The organism is Dyella sp. (assembly GCF_036568765.1).
Classification (GTDB): Bacteria; Pseudomonadota; Gammaproteobacteria; order Xanthomonadales; family Rhodanobacteraceae; genus GSA-30.
This window is the reverse complement of sequence record NZ_DATCRY010000254.1, coordinates 1-7,425: the sequence shown is the minus strand read 5'-3', so window position 1 is coordinate 7,425 and position 7,425 is coordinate 1. Positions and strand designations below refer to the sequence as shown.

At 61.1% G+C, this 7,425-nt stretch carries 12 protein-coding genes; all 12 read right to left on the bottom strand.

Features of this window, described 5'->3' with window-relative positions; genetic code table 11:
* Positions 1–318: 318 nt before the first annotated feature.
* Complete coding sequence (rplQ, locus tag VIM98_RS16875) at positions 319–702, bottom strand: 50S ribosomal protein L17 (protein WP_331994278.1); 384 nt, start codon at positions 700–702, stop codon at positions 319–321.
* Positions 703–901: 199 nt separating this feature from the next.
* Positions 902–1,900 (bottom strand): DNA-directed RNA polymerase subunit alpha, encoded by a 999-nt coding sequence (locus VIM98_RS16870; RefSeq protein ID WP_331994277.1) that lies wholly within the window; start codon positions 1,898–1,900, stop codon positions 902–904.
* Between the two features lie 16 nt (positions 1,901–1,916).
* Entirely contained in the window at positions 1,917–2,543 is a 627-nt protein-coding gene (gene rpsD / locus VIM98_RS16865) for a 30S ribosomal protein S4 (protein ID WP_281849839.1), read from the bottom strand.
* An 11-nt stretch (positions 2,544–2,554) separates the two neighbouring features.
* Positions 2,555–2,941 (bottom strand): 30S ribosomal protein S11, encoded by a 387-nt coding sequence (gene rpsK / locus VIM98_RS16860; RefSeq protein ID WP_007513384.1) that lies wholly within the window; start codon positions 2,939–2,941, stop codon positions 2,555–2,557.
* A 12-nt stretch (positions 2,942–2,953) separates the two neighbouring features.
* Positions 2,954–3,310: a 30S ribosomal protein S13 gene (gene rpsM, locus VIM98_RS16855; protein WP_331994276.1), complete on the bottom strand. Its 357-nt coding sequence runs from the start codon at positions 3,308–3,310 to the stop codon at positions 2,954–2,956.
* A 135-nt stretch (positions 3,311–3,445) separates the two neighbouring features.
* Positions 3,446–4,771, bottom strand: coding sequence for a preprotein translocase subunit SecY (secY, locus tag VIM98_RS16850; protein WP_331994275.1), 1,326 nt, complete (start codon positions 4,769–4,771; stop codon positions 3,446–3,448).
* A 4-nt stretch (positions 4,772–4,775) separates the two neighbouring features.
* Complete coding sequence (rplO, locus tag VIM98_RS16845; RefSeq protein WP_331994274.1) at positions 4,776–5,207, bottom strand: 50S ribosomal protein L15; 432 nt, start codon at positions 5,205–5,207, stop codon at positions 4,776–4,778.
* Between the two features lie 5 nt (positions 5,208–5,212).
* A complete protein-coding gene (rpmD, locus tag VIM98_RS16840) occupies positions 5,213–5,401 on the bottom strand; it encodes a 50S ribosomal protein L30 (RefSeq protein ID WP_188799882.1) in 189 nt (62 codons plus the stop codon).
* A complete protein-coding gene (rpsE, locus tag VIM98_RS16835; protein ID WP_331994272.1) occupies positions 5,394–5,930 on the bottom strand; it encodes a 30S ribosomal protein S5 in 537 nt (178 codons plus the stop codon). The genes rpmD and rpsE overlap by 8 nt, the downstream gene beginning before the upstream one ends.
* Before the next feature lie 126 nt (positions 5,931–6,056).
* Positions 6,057–6,410, bottom strand: coding sequence for a 50S ribosomal protein L18 (gene rplR / locus VIM98_RS16830; protein ID WP_331994271.1), 354 nt, complete (start codon positions 6,408–6,410; stop codon positions 6,057–6,059).
* A gap of 32 nt (positions 6,411–6,442) precedes the next feature.
* Positions 6,443–6,970, bottom strand: coding sequence for a 50S ribosomal protein L6 (rplF, locus tag VIM98_RS16825; RefSeq protein WP_331994270.1), 528 nt, complete (start codon positions 6,968–6,970; stop codon positions 6,443–6,445).
* Positions 6,971–6,980: 10 nt separating this feature from the next.
* Positions 6,981–7,376 (bottom strand): 30S ribosomal protein S8, encoded by a 396-nt coding sequence (rpsH, locus tag VIM98_RS16820; protein ID WP_331994269.1) that lies wholly within the window; start codon positions 7,374–7,376, stop codon positions 6,981–6,983.
* Positions 7,377–7,425 lie beyond the last annotated feature (49 nt).

Genomic DNA, 7,425 nt, shown 5'->3' with positions numbered 1-7,425 from the left:
CTTACGCATCGCTGTCCCCTTACCCCGCCTCTCTTCCCCTGGCTTTGCCGGGGAGAGCGACTGTCTCGACCATACATGAGTGAATGAGCGTCACGCATACGTGCGTTCGAGCCGTCGCAACGGCCGCTCCTCCCCACGCGAGGAGGCAGGCTATGCAGTGTGAGAAGCCTTGAGGCTTGCCTCGGTCAGGCTCCCTCTCCCCTGGCTTCGCCGGGGAATGGGGCTGGGGTAAAGGCGAATCCTACGAAGCGCACTCTCCAAAAAGCAAAAGCCCCGGCCGGGGCCAGGGCTTCTGTCATTCAACCAAGAATCCAACGCTTACTCAGCGTCGACCGCCTCGGTGCGCGGGCGATCGACCAGCTCGACGTACGCCATCGGCGCATTGTCGCCAGCGCGAAAACCGCACTTGAGGATACGCAGGTAACCGCCGGGACGCTCGCGGTAGCGCGGGCCGAGCTCGACGAACAGCTTGCCCACGGCCTGCTTGTCACGCAAACGTGCGAAAGCGAGGCGGCGATTGGCAACACCGTCGGTCTTGGCGAGGGTGATGAGCGGCTCGGCGACGCGACGGAGTTCCTTCGCCTTCGGGAGCGTGGTGCGGATCAGCTCGTGCTTGATCAGGGACGCGGCCATGTTCTTGAACATAGCTTCGCGATGGCTGCTCGTGCGATTGAGCTTGCGACCGGATTTCTGGTGGCGCATGGTAGTTACTCTCTAGTCTGTTGTTATGAAAAACCGGTCACAACGATCCGGCTTTCCGCGGTTACCCGCTATTCAAGGCTCTAAGAACGCCTTGTTATAAGAGCGCGATCTCTACGAGGGATCGCTGCAGTGCACACCTGGCTTGTGCCAGTTCTTGCAATGTCGAGGGCGGCCGATACGACCGCCCTCGGATACTTCATCAGCCCAGCTGCATACCGTGCGACAAGCCCGGCGGCGGCCAGTTTTCGAGCTTCATGCCCAACGCGAGGCCGCGGCCGCCCAGGACGTCCTTGATCTCGGTCAGCGACTTCTTGCCGAGGTTCGGCGTCTTCAGCAGTTCGACTTCGGTCTTCTGCACCAGATCGCCGATGTAGTAGATGCTCTCGGCCTTGAGGCAGTTGGCCGAACGCACAGTCAGCTCCAGGTCGTCGATCGGACGAAGCAGCAGTGGGTCGAAACCACCCTTTTCTGCCTTGTCCGTCGCGCTTTCGCGACGCGAGAAATCGCCGAACACCGACAGCTGATCGTTGAGGATCTCAGCAGCCTTGCGCACTGCGTCTTCCGCACCGATGGTGCCATTGGTTTCGATATCGAGCACCAGCTTGTCGAGGTTGGTACGCTGCTCGACACGAGCGGCATCGACCTCGTAAGCCACGCGCAGGACCGGCGCAAACGACGCGTCGAGCTGCAGGCGACCGATCGGACGTGCATCTTCATCCGGATGCTGGCGCGTGCTGGCCGGCTGATAGCCGACGCCACGACGCACCTTCAACCGCATGTTGAGCGCGATATCCTTGGTCAGGTGGCAGATCACATGTTCAGGATTGATGATCTCCACCGAATGGTCGACCGCGATGTCGCCAGCGGTCACCACACCCTTGCCCTTCTTGGACAAGGTCAGGGTGACTTCGTCACCCGTATGCTGACGAATAGCCACATCCTTGAGGTTCAGCAGGACTTCGATCACGTCCTCCTGCAAACCTTCCAGAGTGGTGTACTCGTGCAGCACGCCATCGATTTCCACCTCGACGATGGCCGAACCAGGGATCGAGGAGAGCAGCACGCGACGCAGCGCATTGCCCAGAGTGTGGCCGAAGCCACGCTCGAGCGGCTCGACCACCACCTTGGCACGGTTGGCGCCGAGCTGCTCGACACTGAGGCCACGCGGCCGCAGCACGCTAGTTGACGAAACTGCCATGCAGTGCTCCGGTTGATTACTTCGAATAAAGCTCGACGATCAGGCTTTCGTTGATGTCGGACGGCAGATCGCCACGGTCCGGCGTCGACTTGAAGGTGCCTTCGAACTTCTTGGAGTCGACTTCGACCCACTGCGGACGCAAGTCCATGGTGTCGAACACGGTCGCCGCTTCCTGCACGCGCAGCTGAGTACGCGCACGCTCGGTCAGCGCGATCGCGTCGCCCGGACGAACCTGGTACGACGGAATGTTCACCTTCTTGCCGTTGACCAGCACAGCCTTGTGGCTGACCAGCTGACGAGCCTGGGCGCGAGTGACCGCAAAACCCATGCGATAAACGACGTTGTCCAGACGGCTTTCCAGCAGGCGCAGCAAGTTCTCACCCGTATTGCCCTTCAGGTTGGACGCCTTGGTGTAGTAGTTGCTGAACTGACGCTCCAGCACACCGTAGATACGCTTGACCTTCTGCTTCTCGCGCAACTGGTTGGCGTAATCGGACATGCGCATGCGCTTGTTGGCGCCATGCTGGCCGGGCTTGTTTTCCAGCTTGCACTTGGAGTCGATGGCGCGAGCCGGACTCTTCAGGCTGAGGTCTGCACCCTCACGGCGAGCGAGTTTGCAGGTAGCTCCACGATAACGGGCCATGGGTATGCTCCTTAGACTCGACGCTTCTTGGGGGGACGGCAGCCGTTATGCGGGATCGGCGTGACGTCGATGATGTTGAGAACCTTGTAGCCGAGGGCGTTCAGCGAACGCACCGCCGACTCGCGGCCGGGGCCTGGGCCCTTGATGCGGACTTCCACCGTCTTCACGCCGTAGTCGCCAGCGGCACGGCCGGCCTTTTCGGCGGCGACCTGGGCAGCGAACGGGGTGGACTTGCGCGAACCGCGGAAACCCGCGCCGCCGGCAGTAGCCCACGACAGAGCATTGCCCTGACGATCGGTGATGGTGACGATGGTGTTGTTGAAGGAGGCCTGCACGTGCGCCACGGCATCCGTGACAACGCGCTTGATCTTCTTCTTGGTCTTAACCGGCTTAGCCATGTTTGGAATCCATTACTTCTTGATCGCGCGACGCGGACCCTTACGGGTGCGTGCGTTGGTACGCGTGCGCTGGCCGCGCACCGGCAAGCCACGACGGTGGCGCAGACCGCGGTAGCAACCCAGGTCCATCAGACGCTTGATAGCGATACCCACCTCACGGCGGAGGTCGCCTTCGACAACGTACTTGGCGATTTCATGGCGGAGCCTCTCCACCTCGCCTTCACTGAGGGACTTGATCTGGGTGGTAGGAACCACACCAGCGTCCGCGCAGACCTTCTTGGCCCGGCTGCGGCCGATCCCGTAAATGCTCTGCAAGCCAACCCAGACATGCTTCTGGACCGGCAAATTGACACCCGCGATGCGCGCCATGATGTACTTTCTCCGATGCGTTTCGTGCGCGGTAAACGCGCAATTCTAACTTGAATTAAACCCTTAGGAAAGCCCTGCGGCACCTGGGTGCCGCCGCCCTCCGGATCCAGCCTTTCTCCATCGCCCCAGCAGCCATCAGTTGCGGCGGAGATTGGCCTTCTTGAGCAGACTTTCGTATTGGTGACTGACCAAGTGCGCCTGCACCTGAGCAGTGAAGTCCATCACCACAACCACCACGATCAGCAGAGAGGTGCCGCCGAAGTAGAAAGGAACATGCCACAGGTTCTGCATGAAGGTCGGAACCAGGCAGACCAGGACCAAGTAGATTGCGCCAATGCCGGTCAACCGGGTCATGACGCCATCGATGTAGTCAGAGGTAGCCCTGCCCGGACGGATACCCGGAATAAGGGCCCCCGAACGCTTCAGGTTATCTGCGGTTTCCTGCGAGTTGAAAACGATCGCCGTATAGAAAAACGCGAACGTAATCACCAGGATAGCGAACAAAATGTCGTGCAACGGCTCACCCGGAGCCAAGGCCTGGACCAGGTCTTGCAACCAGCGGGCCTGGTGTCCCTGGCCGAACCACGTCGCCGCGGTGGTCGGAAACATCAGCAAGCTCGACGCGAAGATCGGCGGGATCACACCCGACATATTGATCTCCAGCGGCAGGTGGGAAGTCTGGTTCATGTAGGCCCGCTGCCCGCCGGAACGCCGCGCGTAGTTCACGGTGATGCGCCGCTGGGCGCGCTCCATGAAAACCACGAAAGCCGTTACCGCCAGAATCAGGGCAATCACCATGATCATGCGCAGAACCGACAGCTCGCCGTTAGTCGCCATGGTCAGGGTATGCGCCACCGCACCAGGCAAGCCAGCCACGATACCAGCGAAGATCAGCAAGGAAATACCGTTACCGATGCCCCGCTCGGTGATCTGCTCTCCCAGCCACATCAAGAACATCGTACCGGCGGTGAGGCCGACGACCGAAGCCATGATGAAGCCGAAGCCCGGGGTATAGACCACTGGCGCCCCACCCTGCGCGACCTGCGACTGCAGGGCCACCGCGATGCCGAATGCCTGGAAAGCCGCCAGACCCACCGTACCGAAGCGCGTGTACATGGTCATCTTGCGACGACCGGACTCGCCCTCCTTACGCAGTGCCTGCAGGCTTGGGATCACCGACCCCATCATCTGCACCACGATCGAGGCCGAGATGTACGGCACCACGCCGAGCGCGAATACCGAGAAACGAGCCAGCGAACCGCCCGAGAACATGTTGAACATGTTCAGCAGGCCGCCCCCCTGTTCGATCAGGTTCGTCATGGCTTCCGGATTGACACCGGGAACCGGGATGAACGAACCCAGGCGGAACACGATCAGCGCACCCAATACAAAGAAGATGCGCTGACGCAGTTCCGTCAGCTTACCGAGCGATCCGAGCGATGAGCCCTGGGCAGCCGCCACTGTATTACTCCACGCTGCCGCCGGCAGCCTCGATGGCCGCCTTGGCGCCGGCGGTAGCCAGGATGCCCGACAGCTTGACGGCCCGGCCGATTTCGCCCTTGGCGACGACCTTGACCTTCTTTGCGCGGCTGTCGATCAGGCCGGCCTGGTGCAGCACCACCGGATTGATCTCGTCCGTCTTCAGATTAGCCAGCTGGTACAGGAACACTTCCTGGCTCTCAGCCTTCTTCTGCGAACGGAAACCGACCTTCGGCAGGCGGCGCTGCAGCGGCATCTGGCCGCCCTCGAAACCGTACTTATGGGTACCACCCGCGCGAGCGTGCTGACCCTTGTGGCCGCGACCGGCGGTCTTACCCAGGCCCGAACCGATACCGCGACCGACGCGCAGACGCGTCTTGCGCGAACCGGCGGCCGGCTTGATGTCGTTAAGACGCATGATGCTTACTCCTCAACCCGCACGAGGTAATAGACCGTGTTGATGAGGCCACGCACCTGCGGGCTGTCTTTCAACTCACGGACGTCATTGAGCTTGTTCAGGCCGAGCGCCTTCACGCTCAGGCGATGACGGCTCTGCACACCGCGAAGGCCCTTAACCAGGCGGACGCGGACGGTCTTGTCATTGTTAGCCATTACCCAGCACCTCATCGACGGTCTTGCCACGCTTGGCAGCGATCTGCTTAGGCGAGGCAACGGCCTGCAGGCCCTTGATCGTGGCGCGCACCAGATTGATCGGGTTGCGCGAACCGACGGCCTTGGCCAGCACGTTCTTCACACCGACCACTTCCAGCACGGCGCGCATGGCGCCGCCGGCGATCACGCCCGTACCCTCGGAGGCCGGCTGCATGAACACGCGAGCCGCACCGTGGTTGGCCTTGATGGCGTACCAAAGGGTGCCGTTGTTCAGGTCGATGCTCACCATGTTGCGGCGAGCGCGGTCCATGGCCTTGGAGATGGCGACCGGCACTTCGCGCGCCTTGCCATAACCGAAGCCGACCTTGCCCTCGCCATCGCCGACGACGGTCAGCGCGGTGAAGCTCATCTGGCGGCCACCCTTGACGGTCTTGGCCACGCGGTTAACGGCAATCAGCTTCTCGAGCAGGCCGTCTGAATTTTCGCGATCGGTAGAAGACATGAATTCTTTTCCGTATGCCCGGACCATCCGGGACTTTTACTTGCGGCTGAGCCGCTTGGAGTTGTAGTGACTTCAGTGAGGAACAAGGAGTGAGGGGCAGCGACTTGGCCGCTTGGTCGGGAAATATCTCTCCCAACCTCTCACTCCTAGCCCTTAGAACTGCAAACCAGCTTCACGAGCCGCATCGGCCAGAGCCTTGATGCGACCGTGGTAACGGAAGCCCGAACGATCGAAGGCAACGGCCTCGATGCCGGCGGCCTTGGCGCGCTCGGCAATGGCCTTGCCCACGGCCGCGGCCGCTTCCAGGTTCTTGGTGCCCTTCAGACCTTCGGCAATCGACTTTTGCACCGTGGAGGCAGCAGCAACAACGTTCTTGCCGGTGGCATCGAAGACCTGCGCATACAGGTGCTGGCCCGTGCGATGCACCGACAAACGGGCCACAGCCAGCTTGCGGATATGAGCGCGGGTCGACTTGGCGCGGCGCAGACGAGATTCTTTCTTGTTCATAGTCTTGGTTCCTCGGAAGCGGATAGGCGCAATTACGCCTTCTTGGCTTCCTTCAAGGTGATCTTCTCGCCGGAATAGCGCACGCCCTTGCCCTTATAGGGCTCCGGCGGACGGTAACCACGGATCTTGGCGGCAACTTCGCCCACCAGCTGCTTGTCCGAACCCTTGACCAGGATCTCGGTCTGCGACGGGGTCTCGAGGCTGATGCCTTCCGGGGCCTTGAACAGAACCGGATGGGAGAAGCCCAGGCTCAGGTTCAGGTCCTTGCCCTGCATGGCAGCGCGGTAACCCACGCCCACCAGCTCGAGCTTGCGCTCGAAGCCATCCGAAACACCCTTGACCATATTGGCCAGCAGCGCGCGGATAGTGCCGCCGAACTTATCGTCGGCGCCTTCGGCAACATTGATGTTGACCGTGCCGTTATCGACGGCTACGGAAATGCCCGGGATGGCATGGGTGGTCAGGGCACCCTTCGGGCCCTTCACAGAGATGCTGTCTTCAGCAATCTTCAGTTCCACGCCCTTCGGCAACGAAATCGGCTTTTTGGCAACGCGAGACATCGGAAACTCCTTAGGCGACCAGGCCGATGACTTCGCCGCCCAGACCCTTGGCGCGCGCCTGCGCGTCGGTCAACAGGCCCGCCGAAGTCGAGATGATGGAAATGCCCAGGCCACCCAGCACCTTCGGCAGTTCGCCCTTGCCGCGGTAGACGCGAAGACCGGAACGGCTAACGCGCTCAATGCGCTCGATGGCCGGACGACCTTCGAAATACTTGAGCTTGATTTCAAGGACCGGCTTGCCTTCGGCAGCATTGGTCTTGACGTCGAGGATGTAACCCTCGTTCTTGAGAAGGTTGGCGATGGCCACCTTCAACTTCGACGACGGCATGCTTACGGCTTGCTTGCCCGTGAGCTGGGCATTGCGGATGCGCGTAAACAGATCGGCGATGGGATCAGTCATGCTCATGAAAACATCCTTCAGAGTGCACCGATATCCGATAAAACCGGAAATCAAT

What these genes read in the sequence shown, in the direction of transcription:
- rplQ (WP_331994278.1), bottom strand. Translation starts at nt 702, where the DNA reads ATGCGCCACCAGAAATCCGGTCGCAAGCTCAATCGCACGAGCAGCCAT.
- VIM98_RS16870 (WP_331994277.1), bottom strand. Translation starts at nt 1,900, where the DNA reads ATGGCAGTTTCGTCAACTAGCGTGCTGCGGCCGCGTGGCCTCAGTGTC.
- rpsD (WP_281849839.1), bottom strand. Translation starts at nt 2,543, where the DNA reads ATGGCCCGTTATCGTGGAGCTACCTGCAAACTCGCTCGCCGTGAGGGT.
- rpsK (WP_007513384.1), bottom strand. Translation starts at nt 2,941, where the DNA reads ATGGCTAAGCCGGTTAAGACCAAGAAGAAGATCAAGCGCGTTGTCACG.
- rpsM (WP_331994276.1), bottom strand. Translation starts at nt 3,310, where the DNA reads ATGGCGCGCATCGCGGGTGTCAATTTGCCGGTCCAGAAGCATGTCTGG.
- rplO (WP_331994274.1), bottom strand. Translation starts at nt 5,207, where the DNA reads ATGCGTCTTAACGACATCAAGCCGGCCGCCGGTTCGCGCAAGACGCGT.
- rpmD (WP_188799882.1), bottom strand. Translation starts at nt 5,401, where the DNA reads ATGGCTAACAATGACAAGACCGTCCGCGTCCGCCTGGTTAAGGGCCTT.
- rpsE (WP_331994272.1), bottom strand. Translation starts at nt 5,930, where the DNA reads ATGGTCCGGGCATACGGAAAAGAATTCATGTCTTCTACCGATCGCGAA.
- rplR (WP_331994271.1), bottom strand. Translation starts at nt 6,410, where the DNA reads ATGAACAAGAAAGAATCTCGTCTGCGCCGCGCCAAGTCGACCCGCGCT.
- rplF (WP_331994270.1), bottom strand. Translation starts at nt 6,970, where the DNA reads ATGTCTCGCGTTGCCAAAAAGCCGATTTCGTTGCCGAAGGGCGTGGAA.
- rpsH (WP_331994269.1), bottom strand. Translation starts at nt 7,376, where the DNA reads ATGAGCATGACTGATCCCATCGCCGATCTGTTTACGCGCATCCGCAAT.